Origin of the sequence: Desulfosporosinus hippei DSM 8344, assembly GCF_900100785.1 — a bacterium.
GTDB lineage: Bacteria > Bacillota > Desulfitobacteriia > Desulfitobacteriales > Desulfitobacteriaceae > Desulfosporosinus > Desulfosporosinus hippei.
Genome location: NZ_FNCP01000024.1, coordinates 25,385 through 45,559 on the forward strand (window position 1 = coordinate 25,385; position 20,175 = coordinate 45,559).

Below are 20,175 nucleotides of genomic sequence, written 5' to 3' on the forward strand. Positions count from 1 at the left end.
CTTTCTTGCAGGATGTGGACGAAGCCGCCTGCCCCAAAGACCTTTTCATCCACTGTTGTTGCTACGGTAGCGTCATGTCAGGCGTACGATATTTAGGAGCTAAGAATATGGATATAAAAAATGAGATGTTGGCTGTTCGGAAATTCATTGGTTGGATCAAATCCTATATTCACTCATTCTTAGGGGGTCTGGCAGTTCTTCTCTTGATAAATATTTTAGGGGCTCTTATGAGTGTAACCACTGCTATTGCCTCCAAGCATATGGTAGATTATGCAATTGCAGGGCAACTTGATAGGGCGGGTCTGGCGGCTGGGATTTTTGCGGGGCTGATCATTTTTGGTCTGTTATTAAGAATAGGGGAATCCCTGCTTTCTGTACGCATTTTAGAGTCGTTTTCGAATGAGATGCGTCAACGTGTTTTTAAGGGTTTGTTGAATACAGAATGGCAGTCTCTTGCAAAATATCATAGCGGGGATCTGTTAACACGAATGACCAGTGATGTGAACAATATAACCAATTGCCTAGTGAATGTTGTCCCGGGCTTTTTTTATTTGGGAGTTCAATTAGTAGCTTCTTTTCTTACCTTGCAGCATTATGACAGCAAGCTGGCAATCTTGGCCTTTATTTTAGGTCCGTTTACGATTCTTTTCAGCAGAATTTGGGGACGCAAACTAAAAAACCTACAGACTAAAGTGCAGGAATCGGAAGGGTCTTATCGGTCTTATTTGCAAGAGGCGCTTCAAAATTTTATCATCATTAAAAGTTTTTGCTTAGAAAAATATAATCAAGAAAGCTTAGTAAGACTGCATGATCAGCGCATGAAATGGATATTGCAAAGAAATCGTATTACCCTTGCCGCCAATAGTGTCATGGCTTTAGGGTATTGGGCAGGGTATTTTTTGGCCTTTGGTTGGGGTGCGGTAAGGCTCTCTCAAAAAGCTATCACCTTTGGTACTTTAACGGCCTTTCTTCAATTGGTACAACAGGTTCAGACCCCCTTTATTGGCTTGGCCAGAACATTCCCCCAGATTATTGCTATGATTGCTTCCGCTGAGAGATTAATGGAACTGGAGAAAATGCCAATAGAAAAAACAGTAGGATACTTAACCAGACTTAATAGTGTGGGTATCAGCTTTCGTGACGTAACCTTTTCTTATAATGAAGGAAAGCTTGTATTAAACAGGATATCAACCGATATATTGCCCGGTCAATTGATTGCCCTAGTTGGTTCTTCCGGTGAGGGTAAAACAACTCTGATCCGACTTCTCTTGGCCTTGCTTCGCCCCTGCGAAGGCGAGGTGTGCTTTACGGATCCTGAGGGTGGGTGTTATGAAGCCTCTGCCGCTACACGACAATGGGTTACCTATGTACCCCAGGGAAATACTCTTTTTAGTGGGACTATAGCGGATAATTTGCGCAGCGGGAAGGCTGATGCTACTCAGGCCGAAATGGAAAGGGCAACTCGTAGAGCCTGTGCTTGGGGCTTTATCCAAGAGCTGCCTCAGGGTCTGGATACGGTCATTGGGGAGCGGGGTCACGGACTATCGGAGGGACAGGCTCAAAGAATTGCCATTGCCCGGGCACTCCTGAAAAGAGCTCCGGTGATGATATTAGATGAAGCTACTTCTGCCCTGGATACGGAAACAGAGCTGAATATCTTAAGTTCCATAAAAGATCTGGGTTATCGTTGTACTTGTTTGGTTATTACCCATAGAATGTCAGCTTTAAGCATATGTTCACGGGTGCTAAGAATTGAAGAGGGCAGACTAATCGAGGAATTAAAGCATTCGGATTTTGAAGATGGAGTGAGAGGAGCGAAGCTGCTCCAATGGGGAAACTGAGATTTGAAGCTCGTAACTTATGTGAGTAACCTATTACCCAGATACTCAGCCTCTTGCCCCACAAGGTAGTGAAGCATGGTCAGTTGTCAGTTCCCCGCTGGTGCATTTTTGAATGCCCGACGAATATTAGAAAGAATACTCTCCGGTTCTAAAAATGTTAGATTTGATGATATAATAAAACTAGCTGAGGCTTACGGTTTCCGACTAGACAGAACTAATGGTAGCCGATAGGAGAATGATGAAAATGGCGGACTATCAAGTAAATATATTTTACAGCGAAGAAGACAGTGGATATATTGCTGATATCCCGGATCTAAAAGGGTGCTCGGCATTCGGTCTAACACCGGAGGAAGCATTGCGAGAGTTACAGGCAGCAAAAAAAGCTTGGCTTGAAACTGCTATGTCCGAAGGAATCCCAATCCCAGAACCGCGATATCGACCAATTATTTATCAAGTTAATTAATGATCCGCACAATGGGGATGACTGTTCGGTCAAGGGTTTACCGTTGGTCAAACCTTGACCGGGTTCTGCTTCCTAAATAAAATGCATGTAAAGTTGGCCCGAGGGGGCCAATTTGTTTGTCTATCGATTAATTTAGCATAGGCAATCTTTAGATGCTCAGAATACGCATATCCTGACCTGTCAGATTGTCTCTTTCAAAGCTTTCGTTAAAAAATCAAGCACCTTGCTTTTATACACTTCATAGGTATCCTTATCCTTATCAGCGAAGCTGCTCAATTCCCAGACCAGTTGCTTGAAGGTTTTGTCCAGACTCTCGTATAAAAAGGCAATTTGATTGGCGTTGGTCTTGTGCTGCGCGGCAATGAGGTTCTTGTTTATCTTTTGGAGGCCTTCATAAGATGTGCTTTTCTTAAGAGATTCCAACTTTTTCTGCAAATTTACAGCCTTGGTCTCTTGCTCTCCTTGAGACTTGCTTAATTGCGCTGCCTTAGTTTTCAGGTTGTTGCGCTCAGTGGTCAGTTGGGTTATTTGGCTTTCTTGCTCGCTCAGGGCTTGCCGGAGTTTCGCTTTTTCCTGCAGAGCCTGGTCTCGCTCCTGCAGGGCCTGGCTCCGCTCTTTAACTGCCTTTTGCAGTTCCCGGGTAGATAAGCCCTCCGCATCAATCTCCGCTATGAACTGCCCTCGTTCTTCCTCCGGGAGTCCTAAGAGGATATAAGCCTGGGTATAATTCAAATTCGGAAGTTCTTGGGTTCCGTATACATCGAAGAGGCGCATCAGCTTTTCGGCGGTTTTCTTAGAATAGCTGCAGGACTCCTCCAGCCACTTGTTCCATTCCCCATAGGGAAGCAGGTCCTTGGCCTCCTTCAAGCGCCGGCCAATCTCTATGGCGCCGGCCAGGAGAACTTTTCTGGTCTGGTATTTAATCGTGTTTATTTCAGTCGCGATCACCAGGGGGGTGCGAGCTGAGATCAAATCATTCATACTGGTACCTGTCGGCCCTTTCTGCATTTATTCACAGAATATGTGGCCGAATCCCTGAGTGTGCTAAACTGTGTAGACTTGTCCGAGAAACGAATGCGCATTCGTTTCTCGGACAGGTCTGACACAAGGACATCTAGTTAAGGGAAGCTTACCTTTATCATCGAGGTTGATCGTACATATCTTCTGTGGTAGTCCCTACAATTTTGATATCCTTTTTGGACATCAGTCCTCCACCTGAAGTGAAGAAAATATCCTTGGCGATAATTTGATCCATGACGGTTTCGATTTCTGCAACTGTTATACCTTCTTTTGGTTCGTTTAGACTCATAGTCACCGCTTTGCCTGCGGCGTTACTAAAGGTCATTCTTAAGACCTTTTTAGTAGTAATTGCCATTCTCGGCACTCCTTTCTTTCTCAAATAGTCTCCTGTCATGCTTAGACATGAACATGCCTCCCATCGGCTCTAGCCTTCAATAAGGTCGATGCGATTGTCTCTACGCACTCCGATTAAGGAGAGATCCTGAAGTTCAAAGAGGGCGACAGCGATATCGTAAACGTCTTGGTCCGTGGCAGATGCTCTCACATTAGAGAAGCTGCGCTGTCTTAAAATGGGTGCTCCCTCCGGGGTTTGCCCAGTTTGAACGGTAACAACTATAACACTATCTCGGTTACTGGCTATAACAGCCATTGTAGTCACTCCTTTATTAAAATAGTCAGGACAGAATGTTTGTCCCGTGTGTCTGTCCCTACTCTATACAATATTAACGTCGGCCAGGAATTGTTACTATAATTTACCAAGTTTCGGTTTTCGGATTATTTCCAGGGGGAGCCCCCCTGTCATTACTGAGAGTGGCGATATTCTCTGATTGAGATGTAGCTTAAGAAAGTAAAGTAATGGGTTTAACTCTTAGCTTTTTGTGATACACTTATACTGATAGTAAATGATACTAGTTAGTATCGGGAGTAGGGCGAAGTTATGGAACTAAAAACCTTTACAGAGATGTTCAGTGATAAAAATGCCTTAGATTTTAAGAAACTTAAGTATAAATTCGGAGAGGAAAATCTAAAGGGGTATTTGGATACACTTAATGAAAGTTTTTATCACAAACTCCCTTTACTTGACTTTAAAGGCAAGCCTGCAGTATTACTTCCTTCTAAAGTCAACATGACGGTGCAGCTTGTTAAAAGGCTCTCAGCCACCTATTCAAATGAAAAGTATGGTATCCAGGCCATGGAAGATGAAATTATTTCAACTCTGTCTATTGAACAGATTGACTCGTCAAGGGAGAGCGTTAGGAGAATCTTAAATGGCGGAGCGCCTGAGACAAGTAATGAGAACAAAGCTTATGGCATTAAGCGAGGCTTAGACTTCATCGCGGAGCCTGCCAACAAAATTACAGAGCAAAATTTATATCAGCTCTATATGCTTGCGGTAGGCGATTTTTTAGACGAAAGGGACAGACTGATGCCTGAGCATAAATATCGTCACGACGAGGTTTATGTGGTGGGGCAAAACATTGAGCATCAGGGGCTCAGCTCTCAATTGCTTTCACAATACATGGTAAACCTGATCGAGTATATCCGGCGAGACGAAGGCTTGGATCAAGTTGTTAAATCCATCATAATCCATTACTATTTGGCGTACCTGCATCCCTATTTTGATGGTAACGGAAGAATGGCACGGTTAATCCAACTTTGGTATCTCGTCCAAATCGGTTATACCTCTTCTTTGTTCATCCCCTTCTCGGCCTTTATTAATGAAACCAAGGGCTTGTATTATAAGGCCTTTACTTTAGTCTCGTATAATTCTAAGGTGTCAGAAGGTTTAGACGTAACTCCCTTTGTAAGCTATTTCGTAGATAATGTCCTAACTAAGCTTCAGAAAAGGGTGGAACCGACAAATGCTCTCGAGGTATTTAATAATTTGCTCCAAACAGGTGAGATAACGGCTAAAGAAAAGGATTTATTTCATTATGTTCTTTCTGCATACGGAACTAATGAATTTTCCACCAAGCAATTGGAAGGTGACTATAAAAATGCCGCCTATGCGACAATTAGAAACTTTGTCCTCAAACTTGAAAGCAAAGGGCTTCTCTTTTCTCAGAAATATGGTAATCGAGTGCGTTATCGAGTGAAATGAATAATCGACGGAAAGCAAAAGAGCAAGTAGCCCATCCCTTACCCTAGGGAGCTACTTGCTCTTTCTAATGAATCATGCGTGTTTCTTCCCTTCCACGGAGGTAGGATCGGTCCCCTTACCCTTGTTTAACCGCGCCGTGTAGGGCATGAAAAATTTTATAAACACCCCGGTGATAAGGGCAGAAAATAAGGTGCCGATACCGATAGGGCCGCTAAATAGGAAAGCAAGTATTACCAGGACTAGGCTTACTATTGCCCGGGAAATTGCCACATTAAGTCCCGTTAATTGATTGATGACCAGCATAGAGCGATCCATGGGATTGGGGGCAAAGTCAGCTTGCAGATTTACTGCAACTCCTAAACCCACAATCCCTACCCCGAGTATTAAACAAGCAGCTTGACTGAATAGGGTCAGAGGACTGATTGAATCCCCTAGCACAAAAAGCCAAAGGTCAATTCCCATACCGGTAATTAAAGAGGTAAGTAAGGCAAAATATTCAAGCTTTCGGCGCTGAGCAGCGGCGTTAAATAACACCAGAGCCAGACCTACAACTATTTCCCAACTGCCAATGGTTAAGCCAAAGGTCTGAAATAATCCTACCAGGAGTGCGTCAAATGGGGAGGTTCCCATTAACGAACGAATTGTTAACGCTATCCCAAAGGTCATGATAATAATACCTGAAACGTAGAAAATAAAACGCTGACGTGACTGATGCATCTGCTTCCTCCTTAACTCTGCTCCGGGGAAGTCTTAATCCTCCTCCAAGAACAATACTATTAAGTATAGTTGAGAAAAATAATATTTCAAGGTTTTTGGCCTAAGATAAAAGAAGACAATCCTCCAAGTAAGCTTAAATTGGGTGATCCCAGACGGCATGGAAAAGCAACTGCCTTTAGAAAGTTCTCAAGAGTATCGAAACTCATGAGAACTTTTTTTCTATTCGTCTACCGCAATAAATGGATTTAAATATTTAAGAATCTCGTAATTTTGGTGCAGTCAATTGTCACAATAGACAAATTTTAGCGTCAAATCTTGTAGCTTTGTACAAAGGAGATCTGATCATCCATAGCGAAAGGTTAATAGTGTTATAAGATTCACAAATGCCCAGAAGGTGTCAGAATTTACGGAGGTGACTAAAGGATGGCAAATTTTATCGAGAATGCAAAGAAATACAGCATTAACAGACGATCCTTTCTCGGCTGGACAGCGACTCTCACTGCAGGGACTGCGGCAGCCTTAACCTTGCCAGGTTGTGGATTAGCCAAAGTCGATGCAGACAAAGCGGCAGCGATTGCCGGCAAAGAAGGGGAATGGATTACGGCGGCCTGTTGGCATAACTGTGGAGGTCGATGTCTTAATAAGGCCTATGTTGTAGACGGGGTTGTTCTGCGTCAAAAGACGGATGATACGCATCCGGATAGCCCGGATTATCCCCAGCAAAGAGGGTGTGCGAGAGGACGGTCACAACGTCAGCAAGTTTATGGTGCTGACCGCTTAAAGTACCCCATGAAGCGCAAGAACTGGGAACCAGGAACCGGTGGGAAAAGGGAACTCAGAGGCAGGGATGAATGGGTCAGAATATCTTGGGATGAAGCCTTGGATTCCATCGCTGCAGAGCTGAAACGAGTTAAGGAAGCTTACGGCAATAAGTCTATTTTGACCAAAAGCCCAATCCCGTCCATCAACGCTTTTGGTGGCTCTATGACTTACTGGGGCACCACCTCTGACGGAGCATGGCCTAAGCCCCAGCAGTTCATGAATGGCGGCAGGTCAAGAGGTTCTAATGACCGTCTTGATTTAAAGAATGCTAAACTTATTGTGCTCTGGGGTTCAAATCCCGCTTGGAGCAGCGCCGGTAATCCCGCCTATAACTATAAACAGGCCAAAGATGCCGGAGCTAAGATTATCATGGTCGACCCCTTTTATACGGATTCGGCCCAGATTTTAGCGGATGAATGGATCCCGGTACGCCCCGGAACGGATACAGCTCTTTTATTAGGCATGGCTCACTATATGATCACAAACAACCTTCATGATCAGGCCTTTTTGGATAAATATTGTGTCGGTTTTGATAAAGACCATATGCCTGAAGGTGCCGATCCCCAAGAAAACTTTAAGGATTATGTGCTGGGAACCTATGATGGCCAGCCAAAAACTCCGGAATGGGCGTCTGAACACTGTGGAACCGACCCGGAACTTATTCGAACCTTTGCCCATCAAATCGCTGTCACTAAACCCATGACCTTCAGTAGTTCTTCGGCTGCTGCCAGAACCATGCTGGGTGAACAATTCTGCCAGGCCTTTCTGACCGTTGGCTGGATGACCGGGAATGTGGGTAAACCCGGAGCGTCAATCAGTTCCAATAATCGGCACAATACTCAAAGCTATGGAGGCCCGGCATTGGTTAACCCAGGAAAGGCCGGGGGCTCATCTGTAGCCAATCCCCTTTATAAAGAACCTACTTTCCCGGGCCCGGATCCCTTTAAAACAAACTGGCATGGTATTGTTTGGGATGAGGCTTGGGATGCCGTTGTCAAGGGTGAATATACCGCGGGTGTAAGGGGTAAGCAGCCCTGTGACATTAGGGCGCTGGTGAATATCGGTGTTGGTAATCCACTGAACCAAGCCACGAATCTTATCCGCGGAATTGAAGCCTTTCGCAAGGTTGAATTTGTGGTGAGTTCGGCTCACTTCTTAACGACAACCGCCAAATATTCCGATATCGTACTGCCTGCCACCACGGAATGGGAGAAGTTCGGAGGTTTTCTGACGGGTAACCCGGAAATGCTTATTTATTATAGCCAAGTCACCGAGCCCCTCTATGAGACCAAAGATGACAATTGGATGGATCTCGAGATCGGAAAAAGACTGGGCTTTGATCCCAAGAAACTTGATCCCTTGTCAGAAAAACAGAAGGTCTTCAACCAACTAGCCGGTTCCACAGTCATTAAGGAAGATGGTAAAGGGTATGAGCCCTTAGTGACCATTACGGCAGAAGATATTGCAGAATTAGGTGTCGATGGAACCCCCCAGCAGGGGCGGATTGGGTATAAGGAATTTAAAGAACGAGGGATTTATCAGGTTCCCCGCGCTCCGGGGGATAATTACGGGTATATCGATTACAAAACGTTTATCGATGACCCGGAGAAGAACCCCTTGGGAACAGAGAGTGGTAAGTTTCAAATTCACAGTCAAGCATTGGCAGATAATATTAAAGCCTTTGGCTGGAGTACCTTGGCCCCAATTCCTAAATATCAATATGTTACCGAGGGCTACGAAGAAACCTTTACGGACTACGAAAAACAAGTTAAGAGTGATTACCCCTTGCAGCTCACGACGATCCACTACGCCCGTCGCAGCCATTCCACCTTGGATAACATCCCCGGGTTGCGAGAGGCTTTCGGCAACGAATTATATATGAATCCTTCCGATGCAGAAGCCAGAGAAATCCATAAGGATGATATTGTCAAGGTCACCAGCCGGCACGGAAGCGTGCTCAGACCTCTTTATCTCACTGAACGCATGATGCCGGGAACTCTGACTCTGGGTCAAGGGGCTTGGGCAGAAATCGATGAGGAGAGTGGTATCTGTAAAGCCGGAGCCGTGAATGTGTTAAATGGCGGGCTTTGTGGAGGGCAAGGGACACAAGGGTACAATACTTGCAATGTTCAAGTTGAAAAATATAATGGTCCTATTAAGCTAAAGCCGGATCATACCTGGCCACAAAGGATTGTTAGTGCACAAGGGGGGGCTAAGTAATGGCGCAGCTGGGATTTTACTTTGATATGACTGCCTGCAGTAAATGTAAAACCTGTCAAATTGCTTGCAAGGACAAAAATGATTTGAAACTGGGAGCGCTTTTCCGTCGAGTCACGAGTTTTGAAGGGGGAAAATTCCCCAGCCCTTGGATTTATAATTTATCCATTGCCTGTAACCACTGTGAAAAACCAAAATGTGTAGCGAACTGTCCATCGGGTGCTCTCCATAAACGTGCCGATGGGATTGTCGTGTATGATCTGGATAAGTGCATTGGTTGCCGCATGTGTACTTGGTCTTGCCCCTATGGGGCCCCCCAATATATCGAGGAACTGGGTAAAGTGAGAAAGTGCGACCTGTGTGCTGACTTAATCGACAAGGGGCAAAATCCGGCCTGTGTGGATGCTTGCCTGATGAGGGTTTTGAAATATGGGGATATTGAGGAGCTCAAAAAAGAGTATGGCGGAACTTCGGACATCAAAGGTCTGCCGGATTCCTCCCTTACCCATCCCTCCTTTATCATCAAGCCTAAAAGAGAAGCTAAACGCTAAAGCATTCTTGTTCTTTATAAAATGAATTAAAGGAGGTTAAGCAATGTTTGCTGAAGAATGGCCGTTAATGATGTTTACCCTTTTAACTCAGCTGGGAGTCGGCACTTTTATCCTTCTGACTATCGTAGGAACGGTCTTAGAATCGAAGGAGAACCATAAAGCCGCATCCCAATTAACCAACTCAGGGTTTCCAGCCATTGGAGTGATCATGGCCCTTGCTCTGGTCTTATCACTCTTCCACCTGGGTACGCCAAGCGGAGCCTACCGGGCTCTTTTAAATCTTGGCAGTTCTTGGCTGAGCCGAGAGATACTTTTTGTGGGAATCTTCTTTGTCTTAATCCTAGGAAATTACTTTGTTGCCGGAAAAGGACAGTTTAATAAGATTCTAAGCTGGATAACTGCCCTGACTGGACTTATGGTGATTTTCAGCATGGCAAGTATTTATTCTTCTTCTATTCGACCGGCCTGGAATAGTGGGAATACCTTCCTGGCCTTTTTAGGAACCACCTTCCTCTTTGGGGTGTTAGGTTCGGTAGTTTTCATTGTCCAAGGTTCAAAGGGCGATAAACTATCCCCTGAATTAATCAACCTGCTGAAAAAAATCAGCCTGATCGGAATAGCTGCTTTGCTAATTCAACTGGTTTATCTGCCCGTTTATTACACCGCTCTCTCTGGCGGGGGAGATGCTGCCTTGGCCTCTGCCCAAGCCCTAGCGGGCTCCTATGCGCCTATGTTGGTGATAAGATGGATCCTTTCCGGAATAGGGGCTGGGCTCTTAGTCTACACTCTATTCAAAAAAGGGAATACCTCCTTGCCACTTCCGGCAAACACAGTCTATATAGCCTTTGCCCTCGTATTAGTCGGTGAATTCCTGGGACGTTACATTTTCTACGCCTCAGCAGTATCCATCATGGTTGGCTAAGGTGTAGTGGTTAATTCTCTCTAGGTAAAAGCAAGAATCCTCAGGACAAATGTCTTGAGGATTCTTGTTTTTGACTAGTTTAGTGAGGCTTGGAGACAGGAGCCTTGTCTTTCTTTTCCAAATCTGTCAGGTAATCTTCCATTGAGTCAAAATGGTCAACGTATTCGGTTTGCATGTCCGCTTGAGCTTCCAGTTCTCTCACTTGCCATTCCTCAGTCCAGAAGTATTGCTGGTCGGCTGGAATAAGTTTTTTAGGTGCCAGGATGATTCTGCCATCCTCAACACATAACTTAAAAACCTTTCCATCGACTAATCGAAGTTCCCTTTTGACTTCGGCTTGAGAACGTTTTCCTTGTCGAACCAAGCTGAAGGATTTTTTGTTAGCATGTGCTTGCATGTCACAACCTGCCTTTCGATATTGTAAATATTCTGTAAGTTCAGTTTACCATTAATTGCTCAAACACTGCAAATTCGGCGACTGCTTTACCTTTCAGGGACGACAGAATATTCGAGATTACTTTTGTGTATTAGTGAACTCTTTCAACTAAAGTTGAACATCGAGTCTCACGATTGAATGAAAAGAAAATTATGGATAAGAAGTAGGAAAACGGTTAAATGAAGCGAATTGTATTGTAATTACTTGTGATTTTGGATTAAAGGGCAGGGGGTACCTCAATGTCAGCAGAGTTCGGGGTGAAATTAAGAGATGCCAGAGCTATATTATTGGAAAGTGCTATCCTTAAACTTCAGGATATTCCTCTTCAGAATCTTATTGCTCAACTAAACAAACAATATATTGAGGTTGAAGTTGCTGAAAAACAAAAAGAAGAAGCGGAAAAGAAATGGGTCAAGAATTTTAAAGTATTTCAAGACTTTTTATTCAAAGATGACCTAAAATATAGCCATAAACCAAAGCAGCTAAATGTTATCATGTTTCGCTTAGGAAGTTATGCCTTTCGCATAGAAGATAGCTATTTTCATAATGAATATGCAGCTGAAATTTTTGCCTTCGTTTATCCCGGAATAGATATTGTCAATATTTTTACGAATATAATCATCGGAGATCTAGCTGTTGATGAATTAATTTTTCTGCGGAAAATTATTCAGTATGATAAAAAGAAGATTGATTTTAATCTTCAGGGATTTTTCAAGGCTTCTAATCACCCTAAATATAAGACGTTTAGTCAATTAAATAATGCAATCTACCAAACCTTCGTAAGTGAAACAATTCCTGAAAATTATGCAGGAGACTCAGAAAATCCGGCTGAAAGTGAAAATTTATGTAAGAAGAAACTGATGCTGCTGGAGGTTCAAGGCATAGACAATGTGGAGGAGTCTTTAGGATTATTTGAGAAAATTGAAAGCAAGTATGCCAGGGAACTTTATGGTCTGTTGGTATGTGATGAAGGGTATCCGTTTATTCCTCAAAGATTTGCCTTAAACCATTTAAAAGATAATTTTGGTTCGCGAGAGCATTTCAGGATTTATGTCTCCAATACAGGGGTTCTTTTGGTGAATTTACTTAATACCGAACTCTATAAAAACTATGAAAAGTACCAGCTGCAAATTGCCGATTGTTTCAAGGACTATGAGGCTGAAGACAGGTTTGGCTCACATCCGGATATAGCCGGACTTGAGCATGGTGCCTTACTGGCCATGGAACGAGCCAGCATACTTTCGGTGATTATCCAAGACTACCTGAAAAAAGACTTTTATAGTGTGGACAATAGCATGAAGGATATTATTGAGAACCGCAAGAATTTAATCGAAATCATTAATAAGGCTACTAATATTAATATAGATGCCATGTCTGAACTAACGGATATCATTCTTGATAAACTCGGCATAAATGGATTTGTAAAGAAGGCAAGAGAGAAACTAGAGTTTGCCGAGGATGCTATTCAGATCAAATATCAGAGGCGTCTTAGTGTTGTTACGGCAATAATTGCCGTTAGCGGTGTCTTTTTCACGGCAATGGCAATACCTGAAATTAAGGATTGTATTATTAGTCTGTGCGATTATCTAATTAGTCTTGGTAATTAGAATTATTTCTAATAAAATCATAAAAGGGAAGATGTTATCTTCCCTTGGCTACTCATTTCCTCTTCTAATCGTCCCATTGTTCTCTATCCCGTCTAATGTACTCTGTACCTCCAACCTCTTTCCACATCTCCTCGCCTAAGCCAGACAGAGCTTCAGTATAGGAATCTGGTCGTTTAATGAGAGTAAGTTCCTTGGATTCCTCATCATAAACCCAAAGTACATCTTTTCCCAGCTTTTCTTTTATAAAGTCTACCATATCTTTCGGTATCAATACTACTCGATAGTCCTCATTGACCGAACTATGTTTGAAATGTTGCGTAGCTTCCAACAAGAATCCCTCCTTTTTAAAGGTTTAAGGCTATTCTTGTCCGTCCTTCGTTTGGTAATTATTATATCCTATCAAAGATCTGATGCAAATACTTTTGTGGAAAAAAATGTAAATAATTTGTGCGATTATCTAATTAGATATTTATTTAGCTAATAAGGCCTCTTATTATTAGTAAGCCCCAATAGATAATCAATACTGGTTTTGTAGAATTTGGCCAACTGAATAAGGGAAGTGCTGGGAATATTCAGGGCCCCGCTTTCGTATCTTGAATAGGTTGCTTGACTTACCTTAAGGAGGATGGCAAGCTCTTGTTGTGTTAAATCGCTGTCCTCCCGTAAATCCCGTAATCGTTGGTACATAGTATTCACCTCAATAACTATTCTATATTATGCGATAATTGCATATTGAATTTTATTGCAAAAAGCGTATAAGAACGACTATTTTGAGGTGATAAACTGTGGTAGATTATAAAGAGCTGTATAGTATTCTCTTCAATAAGATGACGGATATCATTGAAGAAATCCAAAATATTCAGCGTCAGACTGAGGAGATGTATATACAGAGTTAGGATAGAGAATTTACTGATCAAGTCAGGCGAGGATTTAGATCATCTGAAGAAAAGAATAATAGGCGTTGTTGCGTAAATAGATCAACTGTACTTAGGTTAGGGAGGAAGAGTTTTGAAATCTGTTCTGCTGGGTATTTTAGCATCATTGTTTTTTGCGGTTACCTTTGTTTTAAACCGGGCAATGGATCTTTCCGGCGGGAGTTGGGTGTGGAGTGCGGTTTTAAGATTTCTCTTCATGGTGCCCCCGCTGCTGCTGATCGTGATTATCCGAGGGAATTTAAAACCCTTGTTAATGGATTTGGGCAAAAGGCCTGGGGTCTGGCTGATCTGGAGTACTGTTGGCTTCGGTCTGTTTTATGCCCCCTTGTGCTTTGCTGCAGCCTTTGGGCCTGCCTGGCTTGTGGCCAGTATGTGGCAGATTACCATTGTGGCCGGTTCCTTACTTGCTCCGCTGTTTTACTTAGATCTGAAAGTGGGCAGCAGTACCCAAAGAGTTCGTTCAAAAATTCCTGTTCGAGGTATGCTCATCTCTCTGCTGATTTTAGTCGGAATCGGATTAATTGAAATCCAACAGGCCGGTGAGTTGACGGCCAAGGAAATGATGTTGGGAATTTTACCGGTTATTTTAGCCGCCTTTGCTTACCCTTTAGGTAATCGAAAAATGATGGCAGCCTGCGGTCAGAACTTCGATACCTACCAAAGAGTCCTGGGAATGACTCTGGCTAGTATGCCCTTTTGGCTTATCTTAGCGGTTCTAGGACTTGAAATTGATGGACTTCCCACTACCAGTCAGTTATATCAAACGATCATCGTAGCTCTTTCCTCGGGTGTAATTGCCACGGTGCTCTTTTTTTCCGCTACAGATATGACTAAGGGGGATCCCCATAAACTGGCTGCTGTAGAAGCGACTCAGTCCGGAGAGGTTATCTTTGCCTTGATCGGAGAATTAGTGTTTTTGCAGGGGGTCTTCCCGAACACGGTATCTTTTATAGGCATAACACTTGTTATAATCGGCATGATGCTGCACAGTTTTATAAGTCACCGTCAGTGAACTCGTTCAACTAAAGTTGAACATCGAGTCTTCGGTGGAGGACTCTACCCCCACCGAAGCAGAGCCGGGGGTACCACTCCCACTTGTAGAAGTGGGAGTCTCACGATTGATGAAAAAGATAGTGATTCAAACAATTTTTATTTTCCGTAGAAGCTCAAATACCTGTGTACAGTGAAAAATGAGATATACCTAGATAATATAGATTTATAATCGACAGCTTAATATAATTTAGTAGAAATGCTATTTTAGATGAATTATAATAAGAAGTAGGGGTGTTTCAAATTGAAATTTTATCTTCTAAAAAATTATACTTAAATAAGGAGGTATGGAAGGAGATGATGAAGCAGCCCGAGGGATAGTTGAAAAAGTATTTGCGCTCCAAAGTTTAGGAGGCAACAACAGAGACCTTATCGTAGAGCATTTTAAAAAAGACGAGGACCCCCAACTTGTCGACGTTTTGTAGCGATCATGGAGTTATCCGCAAAAGAGCATCTTGAACATGAACATAGTGAGGGGAGCTAATCTAGTTATGAAAAGTATAAAGATAAAAATGATGGTTTATATAGGGGTTCTTTTATTGGCGGTTTCTATAACTTTGGGACTTGCTTCATACATTACTGCAGCTAAGGCTTTGACAACTCAAGTCAATGAAACTCTTCCCCAGGTTGCGGGTCAAGGAGCGAAGGTTGTTTCCGAAAGGATGAATGCTTTGCTGGGGAGTCTAGAAGTTCTCGCTAATCAAGATCGGATTAAGGATGTCAGTAACCCTTGGGAGGATAAAAGTAAAACTCTTCTCGAAGAGACAAAAAGAAATGGCTATATCTCCATGTTAATTGCTGATCTTAATGGATCTGCAAATATGACGACTGGAAAGGAGCTTAGTATTAAGGACAGGGACTATTTCCAAAGGGCAATAACCGGAAATAAGGCGATTTCCGAACCAATTATAAGTAAAGATGACGGATCTTTAATTATTGTCTATGCAGTTCCTATCAAAAAGGACGGTGCAATCGTTGGGGTTTTGGCTGCCTTAAAGGATGGTAATGATTTAAGCAAACTTTCTAATGATGTTACCTTTGGCAAGACAGGCAAAGCTTTTATGATCAATGAGAAAGGGACGAAGATTGCCCATAGTAACCAGGAACTTGTTATTAATATGGATAATGATCTGGAGAATGTGAAGCAGAATCCAAAGCTAGAGGCTTTGGCCCTCCTGGAACAACAGATGACTGAAGGAAAAACCGGGGTTGGTGAATATGAATATAATGGGGAGATTAAAGATCTCGGTTTTGCGCCGGTAGAAGGGTTAGGCTGGTCCTTGGCGGTGGCTGCTCCTAAGGAAGAAGTCATGGCTGGAATACTAACTATGCGTAATTCCCTTCTTATATTATCGGTCTTGATTTTAGTCCTAGGATTGGGAGTGGGTTACTTTGTAGCTAGGATTATTTCTAATCCAATCATGGTTGCCGCGGAACACTTAGGAGTGATTGCTGCCGGGGATTTCACCCATGAGTCTCCTAAAGAACTCATAACAAGGAAGGATGAGCTAGGGGTACTTGCCAAAGCGATTGAGACAATGCAGGAGTCTGTTCGATCAGTTGTTAAAGAAGTAATTAATGAATCCCGTAATGTTGAAAGCGCAGTAATTACATCTCGACAAGCTATCACTGAGTTAACCCGCCAGATTGAAGAAGTGTCTTCCACCACTCAGGAACTGTCCGCCGGCATGCAAGAGACTGCTGCTTCAAGTGAAGAAATGAGTGCTACCGCCGCTGAGATTGAGAATGCCGTTAGCTCAATTGCCATAAAAGCACAACAGGGAGCAGTATCAGCTGGAGAAATCAACCGAAGAGCCAGTGAGCTTAAGCAGAACGCAATCTTATCCCGGAGTAGTGCAGAAACTATCTACCGATCGTCTCAGGAGAAATTGATCAAAGCAATCGCGGAATCAAAAGCAGTCGAGCAGATTAATGTTCTATCCGATTCGATTTTGCAAATTACATCCCAGACCAACTTGCTTGCTTTGAATGCTGCCATCGAGGCTGCTAGAGCAGGGGAAGCGGGCAGAGGTTTTTCGGTTGTTGCGGAAGAAATAAGAAAATTAGCCGAGAACTCGAAGACAGCTGTTAATGAGATTCAAGTAGTCACGAAGCAAGTGGTTTCCTCTGTAGAAAATTTATCGGCAAGCTCAGCTAATGTCCTAGAGTTCATTAATAAGCAGGTTGTGAAGGATTACCAGATCATGGTGGATACGGGAGAGCAATATTATAAGGATGCTGAGTTTGTGGATGAGCTTGTCAATGACTTTAGTGCCACCTCAGAAGAGCTTAGCGCTTCAATTCAGGAGATGGCCAAAGTCATCGAGGAAATTGCTATCGCTGCCAATCAAGGCGCTGAAGGTACGACGAATATTGCGCAGAAAAGTATTACTGTCTTAGAGAACTCTGATGAAGTCTTAAAGCAGGCTAATGTAACAAAGGAGAGTTCGGATCATTTGGTTAGATTGGCTGCAAAATTTACTGTCTAGGAAAAGATGCTATTAGACACATCCGCAGAAGTAGGATCGGTTCTTATCTTTGATTAATTCCGAGAGTCCCACTTCTATAAGTGGGTGTTCCGATTTCCACTTCGGTGGGGTTAGAATCCCCTACCGAAGTCCCGATGTTCAGCTTTAGCTGAACGAGTTCACTAAACGCGCTGTGTAGGGCATAAAAACTTTATAGATACCACTCTGAAAGGCACTGGTTAATCCCGGTGCTATTTTTTTGCTCTAAATAGTGTTTTTGCAGGGTGCATTTCCGAACACGGGGTCTTTTATAGGAATAACACTCGTCATAATCGGCATGATGCTGCACAGTTTTTTAAGAATAACTAACAACAGTGGAGAATATGGAGGTGACGCGATCCCTCAAAACTGGTATAATGTTACCTTGTTGACTCTTGAACTGAATAAAAGAAACATCTCCTAATTGAAGGAATTGTCGGAAGGAGAGATAAAGATTTTAAGATGAGTGGATCATAAGTAGGAACAACTTTTAAGGCTTGTTTCGAGGAGAAGGGGCCTTATTTTTTGTGGTTAAAATCCAATGGTATGACAAATACTAATAAAAAGAAAAGGTGATAAAATAGTGGAAGACCGTGAACAATGGGGGACTAGGGCTGGTTTTATTTTGGCTGCTGTGGGGTCCGCTGTCGGACTGGGAAATATTTGGCGTTTTCCTTATGTAGCTTATGACAATGGTGGAGGCGCATTTTTTATTCCCTACTTATTTGCGCTGTTAACTGCGGGTATCCCGCTGCTGATTATGGAATTTACCATGGGTCACAAATATCGGGGCTCTGCACCCTTATCCTTCGCGCGAATGAATAAGAAAACTGAGTGGATCGGTTGGTGGCAAGTAAGCATAGCTTTCATAATTTCTACCTATTACGCAGTTATTATTGCCTGGGCAATGGCTTATACATATTTTGCTGTAGGGTTACAATGGGGGAACGACCCTGGTGGCTTCTTAATGGGCGAGTACTTAAGGCGAGTGGATCTTGTTAATGGCGCCTCAGTCGGTTCCGTGGGATCGGTTGTTCCCGGAGTATTTATTCCGCTAATATTGGTATGGGTAATTACCTTAGCAATTTTGTTTAAGGGTGTTAAACAAGGAATTGAAAAGGCCAATCGCATCTTTATACCCACTCTGGTTATTATGTTTTTAATCATTGTTATTCGCGCCCTCACCTTAGAAGGTGCTTCTATTGGCCTCGAAGCCTTCTTTAAACCGGATTGGAGTAAGATCGCTTCTCCGGGAGTTTGGGTTGCCGCCTATGGGCAAATTTTCTTCAGCTTATCAATTGCCTTTGCAATTATGATAACTTATTCCAGTTATTTGCCGAAGCATGCGGACATTAACAACAATGCCTTTATCGCTGCTTTTAGTAATTCCGGCGTTGAGCTTTTAGCCGGCTTTGGTGTTTTTGCTACCTTAGGATTTTTGGCTAAACAAGCCAATCTCCCCATTGAAGATGTAGCAACAGCCGGTATCGGTTTAGCCTTTGTGGTATTTCCCGAGATCTTAAACTCCTTCCCGGGTTTTAACGATTTGTTTGGTGTGTTATTCTTTGGATCGTTAGTTTCTGCTGGGTTATCATCGTTAATTTCTATTGTAGAGACCTTTGTTGCTGCGATCCAAGACAAATTTAAGGTTTCACGGACAAAGGCGGTTACAGTTGGTGGTGGCTTGTCTGCCTTGTTTTCAATTTTGTTTGCAACCCAAGGAGGATTGTTCTTTCTTGATGCTGTGGACTACTTTATTAACACCTTTGGAATTGCCTTAGCAGGTCTTGTCTCGGTTATTACTGTCTCTTGGGTTGTAAGGAACTTAAAGCCGTTTCAAGAGCACGCTAATCTTACGTCAGACTTACGCACCGGTTTATGGTGGAAAGTCTGCCTAGGTGTAGTCACTCCGGGAGTATTAGGCTACATGTTTGTCCTAAATCTTATCGATAACTTAAAAAGCAACTATGAGGATTACCCCACAGCATTTCTAATTTATTCCGGTTGGGGAGTGGCCGTGGCAGCGATTATTTTCGGCTTTATCTTGGCCTCTCTGAAATGGAAAAATGGTCTGGAAATGCCAGAGGACTCTGAAAACTAATCCTGACTGGGACGGTTCTTCTGTCGTGCTCTGGAGGGAGCGCTTGTCAGCTGTGTAACCCGTGCGAAGACGGTGCTGCAAGAAGGTTTAATCCGTGCGAAGACAGTGTCTTCGTCGGTCTGCACGCGTCTGCGAGTTCCGTCGCTGGCTCGCTGGACGGTTCGCGAGCGCGTCCGAACCTCCGGGCATTCCTGGCCGCATGCTATGCCGTCCGTGGCGCATGGCGGCACTAGGAACATCGTGTTCCGTCGCATGTGAACCTACGGCGCGCTACGTGGACGCGAACCGTCGGCCCTCGCCTTAGCGCGGCTCCACTGACGCATCCGCTCTGCAGAAAAGCGCTCCTCCAGCCAGTTTGTTGGGAGTGGAAGCAAACTTTGGGGGACTTTCGTAAGGCTTCACAGTCTTTAGTGTGCTAGGAAGACAGTCTTTAGTTTTCACATCTGCTGGTGCCGCATAGTGGATGTCAGGCTACCCCGAAAAAAGCCCCAGAAACACGCTTGAGAATAATAGACCCGTAAGACAGGGCGGCTTCGATCCACAGGAGTGGACCCATTGCATGGAGAGGCGGTAAAGCCCACAAAGCTGACCTGGGGAAGCGTAGCCACGGGTCCCCTCTCGCCGTCCTGCAAGTAGGCTAATTCGTGCGAAGACAATGTCTTCGGGCTACGGGGACACTCGGCCATCCATGGCCAGCGTTCACATCAGGTATTACCCTGAGGTTTGGCACGAAAGTGTCCGGTGGACATTTTCGCTGAAGCGGCTATCTCCAAAGAATACTTATCCGCTGAAGATAGCTCCCGCCCAAGCGAGTGGGCGAGCCTCGGAATGCTGAGGTGACGAAGACACTGCTGCAAGAAGGTTTAACCCGTGCGAAGACAGTGT

General features: G+C 43.7%; 18 protein-coding genes. 11 read left to right on the forward strand and 7 right to left on the reverse strand.

What is annotated here, in order from left to right:
- Window positions 1–107: 107 nt before the first annotated feature.
- Together BLS16_RS17570 and BLS16_RS17575 are read left to right on the forward strand one after the other, a co-directional pair.
- Complete coding sequence (locus tag BLS16_RS17570; RefSeq protein WP_092334965.1) at window positions 108–1,841, forward strand: ABC transporter ATP-binding protein; 1,734 nt, start codon at window positions 108–110, stop codon at window positions 1,839–1,841.
- Window positions 1,842–2,085: 244 nt separating this feature from the next.
- Entirely contained in the window at window positions 2,086–2,304 is a 219-nt protein-coding gene (locus BLS16_RS17575; RefSeq protein ID WP_092334966.1) for a type II toxin-antitoxin system HicB family antitoxin, read from the forward strand.
- Between the two features lie 180 nt (window positions 2,305–2,484).
- On the opposite strand, the gene BLS16_RS17580 is transcribed toward BLS16_RS17575, so the two are convergent.
- From BLS16_RS17580 to BLS16_RS17590, 3 genes are all read right to left on the reverse strand, one after another.
- Window positions 2,485–3,285 (reverse strand): DUF3102 domain-containing protein, encoded by an 801-nt coding sequence (locus BLS16_RS17580; RefSeq protein ID WP_092335018.1) that lies wholly within the window; start codon window positions 3,283–3,285, stop codon window positions 2,485–2,487.
- A 157-nt stretch (window positions 3,286–3,442) separates the two neighbouring features.
- Window positions 3,443–3,679 carry a DUF2922 domain-containing protein gene (locus tag BLS16_RS17585; RefSeq protein WP_092335019.1) on the reverse strand — a complete coding sequence of 79 codons (237 nt, stop codon included), beginning with the start codon at window positions 3,677–3,679 and terminating at the stop codon, window positions 3,443–3,445.
- A gap of 69 nt (window positions 3,680–3,748) precedes the next feature.
- Window positions 3,749–3,973, reverse strand: coding sequence for a DUF1659 domain-containing protein (locus BLS16_RS17590; RefSeq protein WP_092334967.1), 225 nt, complete (start codon window positions 3,971–3,973; stop codon window positions 3,749–3,751).
- Between the two features lie 288 nt (window positions 3,974–4,261).
- Here BLS16_RS17590 and BLS16_RS17595 point away from each other — a divergent pair, with 288 nt between their 5' ends.
- Window positions 4,262–5,425, forward strand: coding sequence for a Fic family protein (locus tag BLS16_RS17595; protein WP_092334968.1), 1,164 nt, complete (start codon window positions 4,262–4,264; stop codon window positions 5,423–5,425).
- A gap of 72 nt (window positions 5,426–5,497) precedes the next feature.
- On the opposite strand, the gene BLS16_RS17600 is transcribed toward BLS16_RS17595, so the two are convergent.
- Window positions 5,498–6,142: a YczE/YyaS/YitT family protein gene (locus tag BLS16_RS17600; RefSeq protein ID WP_092334969.1), complete on the reverse strand. Its 645-nt coding sequence runs from the start codon at window positions 6,140–6,142 to the stop codon at window positions 5,498–5,500.
- A gap of 423 nt (window positions 6,143–6,565) precedes the next feature.
- Here BLS16_RS17600 and BLS16_RS17605 point away from each other — a divergent pair, with 423 nt between their 5' ends.
- Genes BLS16_RS17605 through BLS16_RS17615 form a run of 3 tightly spaced genes read left to right on the forward strand, consistent with a single transcriptional unit; the run spans window position 6,566 to window position 10,654 of the window.
- Window positions 6,566–9,184 carry a molybdopterin-dependent oxidoreductase gene (locus tag BLS16_RS17605; RefSeq protein ID WP_092334970.1) on the forward strand — a complete coding sequence of 873 codons (2,619 nt, stop codon included), beginning with the start codon at window positions 6,566–6,568 and terminating at the stop codon, window positions 9,182–9,184.
- The gene (locus tag BLS16_RS17610; protein ID WP_092334971.1) at window positions 9,184–9,732 is read left to right on the forward strand and encodes a DMSO/selenate family reductase complex B subunit; all 549 of its coding nucleotides are present in this window, start codon (window positions 9,184–9,186) and stop codon (window positions 9,730–9,732) included. Before BLS16_RS17605 ends, BLS16_RS17610 begins: the two co-directional genes overlap by 1 nt.
- A 43-nt stretch (window positions 9,733–9,775) precedes the next feature.
- Window positions 9,776–10,654 carry a dimethyl sulfoxide reductase anchor subunit family protein gene (locus BLS16_RS17615; RefSeq protein ID WP_092334972.1) on the forward strand — a complete coding sequence of 293 codons (879 nt, stop codon included), beginning with the start codon at window positions 9,776–9,778 and terminating at the stop codon, window positions 10,652–10,654.
- Between the two features lie 79 nt (window positions 10,655–10,733).
- Here the strand turns inward: BLS16_RS17615 and BLS16_RS17620 are convergent, their stop codons facing one another.
- On the reverse strand, window positions 10,734–11,051 hold the full coding sequence (locus tag BLS16_RS17620) for an AbrB family transcriptional regulator (protein ID WP_092334973.1): 318 nt from the start codon (window positions 11,049–11,051) through the stop codon (window positions 10,734–10,736).
- 278 nt (window positions 11,052–11,329) lie between these two features.
- Here BLS16_RS17620 and BLS16_RS17625 point away from each other — a divergent pair, with 278 nt between their 5' ends.
- Window positions 11,330–12,697 (forward strand): hypothetical protein, encoded by a 1,368-nt coding sequence (locus BLS16_RS17625; RefSeq protein ID WP_092334974.1) that lies wholly within the window; start codon window positions 11,330–11,332, stop codon window positions 12,695–12,697.
- Window positions 12,698–12,761: 64 nt separating this feature from the next.
- Here the strand turns inward: BLS16_RS17625 and BLS16_RS17630 are convergent, their stop codons facing one another.
- A complete protein-coding gene (locus tag BLS16_RS17630; RefSeq protein ID WP_092334975.1) occupies window positions 12,762–13,025 on the reverse strand; it encodes a hypothetical protein in 264 nt (87 codons plus the stop codon).
- Between the two features lie 149 nt (window positions 13,026–13,174).
- The gene (locus BLS16_RS17635) at window positions 13,175–13,384 is read right to left on the reverse strand and encodes a helix-turn-helix domain-containing protein (RefSeq protein ID WP_092334976.1); all 210 of its coding nucleotides are present in this window, start codon (window positions 13,382–13,384) and stop codon (window positions 13,175–13,177) included.
- A 321-nt stretch (window positions 13,385–13,705) separates the two neighbouring features.
- On the opposite strand from BLS16_RS17635, the gene BLS16_RS17640 reads away from it, so the two are divergent.
- The 4 genes from BLS16_RS17640 (at window position 13,706) to BLS16_RS17650 (ending at window position 19,290) form a co-directional block, all read left to right on the forward strand.
- Window positions 13,706–14,644: a DMT family transporter gene (locus BLS16_RS17640; protein WP_092334977.1), complete on the forward strand. Its 939-nt coding sequence runs from the start codon at window positions 13,706–13,708 to the stop codon at window positions 14,642–14,644.
- Window positions 14,645–14,969: 325 nt separating this feature from the next.
- Window positions 14,970–15,107, forward strand: a complete 138-nt coding sequence (locus BLS16_RS23810) for a hypothetical protein (RefSeq protein WP_176786222.1) — start codon at window positions 14,970–14,972, stop codon at window positions 15,105–15,107.
- A 66-nt stretch (window positions 15,108–15,173) separates the two neighbouring features.
- On the forward strand, window positions 15,174–17,171 hold the full coding sequence (locus BLS16_RS17645; protein WP_092334978.1) for a methyl-accepting chemotaxis protein: 1,998 nt from the start codon (window positions 15,174–15,176) through the stop codon (window positions 17,169–17,171).
- A gap of 601 nt (window positions 17,172–17,772) precedes the next feature.
- The gene (locus tag BLS16_RS17650) at window positions 17,773–19,290 is read left to right on the forward strand and encodes a sodium-dependent transporter (RefSeq protein WP_092334979.1); all 1,518 of its coding nucleotides are present in this window, start codon (window positions 17,773–17,775) and stop codon (window positions 19,288–19,290) included.
- Window positions 19,291–20,175: the final 885 nt, after the last annotated feature.